The 2,474-nt window shown below is 63.5% G+C and carries 3 protein-coding genes; all 3 read right to left on the reverse strand.

Annotated elements, in window-relative coordinates:
- The coding region (gene cobM / locus WCA53_RS03030; protein ID WP_423905319.1) for a precorrin-4 C(11)-methyltransferase at nt 1-622 on the reverse strand (622 nt) is incomplete at its 3' end.
- Complete coding sequence (locus WCA53_RS03035; protein WP_423905320.1) at nt 623-1,375, reverse strand: cobalt-precorrin-6A reductase; 753 nt, start codon at nt 1,373-1,375, stop codon at nt 623-625. It lies immediately after the preceding gene.
- Between the two features lie 125 nt (nt 1,376-1,500).
- The coding region (gene cbiT / locus WCA53_RS03040) for a precorrin-6Y C5,15-methyltransferase (decarboxylating) subunit CbiT (RefSeq protein WP_423905322.1) at nt 1,501-2,474 on the reverse strand (974 nt) is incomplete at its 5' end.

Genomic DNA, 2,474 nt, shown 5'->3' on the forward strand with positions numbered 1-2,474 from the left:
CCGCGATATCCGCGAGCGTCCCGAGCACCTTCTCTTCATCCGGCCAGCTTGAGCGAAAGATCACCGCCACCGGACAGTGCGCGCCGTAATGCGGCAGCAAGTCGGCGACGATCCGTTCGATATGACGCACGCCAAGGTGAATCGCCATGGTCGCACGATGCCGCGCGAGGTCGGCCAGTTGCTCGCCGTCGGGCATCGATGTCCTGGTGGCAAATCGCGTAAGGATTACGGTCTGTGAAACCCCGGGTAACGTGAGCTCGCATCCAAGAGAGGCGGCGCAAGCCGCCGTCGCCGTCACGCCCGGCACGATTTCATAAGGAATCCCAAGCGCATTCAATCGGCGAATCTGCTCGCCAATGGCGCCATACAGCGACGGATCGCCGGAATGCACGCGGGCGACGTCTTGCCCTTTCACATGCGCGGCTTCGAGCAACCCGATGATCTCGTCAAGGTGAAGCTCGGCCGTATTCACGACGATCTCCGCGCGATGACCGCCAAGAACCGCTTCCGGCACGAGCGATCCGGCGTACAGGATGACCGGACACGCGCGAATCAGCCGCTGCCCTTTCACGGTGATGAGTTCGGGGTCGCCCGGGCCGGCGCCAATGAAATAGACCGTCATTTAGGGAGTTTTATCGGAAAGAGGAGTCGGGTTCAGCCAGGTTTCAAGTGCATCGATCAGCGCGCTGACTTGCGTGAACTCGCGCTGGACGGGCGGCAAAACTGGCCGTTGCAACATGACGACGGGAACGCCGCGCTCTCGCGCGACGACGAGCTTTGCTTCAGTCGCATCGCCGCCGCTGTTCTTACTGATGAGAACATCGGTTCGATGCTGGTCGAAGAGCGCACGCTCGCCTTCCAGCGTGAAAGGCCCGCGCGCCGCGATGATCGTTGCACGCTCGTGGCCGGGATGGGTATCGAGACAACGAAGGGTCCAGTGTTGCGATGCGGGTATTGCGTCGAGGTGCGAAAGCGGTTCGCGCCCCACGGTCCACAACGGCCGCTCGTACGATGCGATCAAATCAATGATGGCAGCAAAATCGGCGGCGTCGCGCCAGTCATCGCCGGCTTGCGGCTGCCATGCAGCGCGCCGCAATGCCCAACACGTAGCCTGCGCCAATGCACCGGCCGCACTCGCATGGCGGCTCATTTGCGCAGCGTAGGGATGCGTTGCATCGACGATTAAGCCAATCGATTCCGCCTCGATAAACCCAGCCAGCCCCGCCACGCCGCCAAAACCACCTACTCGCACGCGGCAAGCCAGATCCTTCGGTGTGCGGCCCAATCCGGCGAGGCTATACACGTGGGCAGGGCCGAGATGCCGCGCGACCCGCAACGCGTCGCCGGTACCACCGAGCAACAACACGCGCTTCATTTCGACATCTCCACGACGCGCCCTTGCCAATCCATCGCACAACCGAAGGGGGTCAAGCCGCTACGCAACGGCGTCGGCTGTTCGAGCGTTTCATCACGCATGGCAGTAGCGCGTCTTCGCGAGGGTCATGGCTTGGTCGCGTGTAAAAGAGTGATGGGCAAGGCCTGACGCCATGTATCGAAGGTGCCTAGCGGCTGCGCGTGCGCCACGCCAATGCGCACCAGTTCACCGCCATTGCGTTCACGCCATGCAACCAGTGTCGCTTCGCTCTGGATCGTGACTGCGTTGGCGATCAGCCGGCCGCCTTGCTTGAGACGCGACCAGCAGGTATCCAGCATGGCCGGCACCGTCACGCCACCGCCGATAAAAATCGCATCCGGCTGCGCAAGGCCTTCGAGCGCGGCTGGCGCAACACCCTCCACAATGCTGAGCGCAGGCACGCCAAGCGCATCGCGATTGTGTTCGATCAGGCGTTGCCTTCCCGTGTCCGCTTCGATCGCTATCGCTTGGCACGCGGGGTGCGAGCGCATCCATTCGATACCGATGGACCCGCACCCGGCGCCCACGTCCCACAATAGTTCACCGGGCCTCGGCGCCAGCCGGGCCAACGTGATCGCACGGATATCGCGCTTGGTGAGCTGGCCGTCGTGTCGATAAGCGTCGTCGGGAAGACCCGGGGTAAGGGGCAAATGTGACGCTCCGCACTCGCCTATGCATTGGACCGCGATCAGGTTCAACGCGGCGACATCGACCGGTGGCCACGCGCTCGCGACGCCCTCGATACGGCGTTCCCGCACGCCGCCCACATGCTCGAACACGCTAACCCGGCTCGCACCAAAGCCGCGTTGAGCGAGCCGTCCAGCAACCGCGGCGGGGCTACTGCCGTCGCTGCTGAGGATGAACAGGCGTGCGCCCGGACGCAGGTGGGTATCGAGCCCGGCGACCGGCCGCCCGACCAGCGACACGACGTCGACTTCCTGCAATGCCCAGTGCAAACGCGCGGTGACAAGGGATACGGAAGAAGGCGCGGGAATCACGCTGAAATCCTCATGTGGCAATTCACGGGCGAACGATGTGCCGACGCCGAACATCATTGGGT

Origin of the sequence: Caballeronia sp. (genome assembly GCF_049581465.1) — a bacterium.
Classification (GTDB): domain Bacteria; phylum Pseudomonadota; class Gammaproteobacteria; order Burkholderiales; family Burkholderiaceae; genus Caballeronia.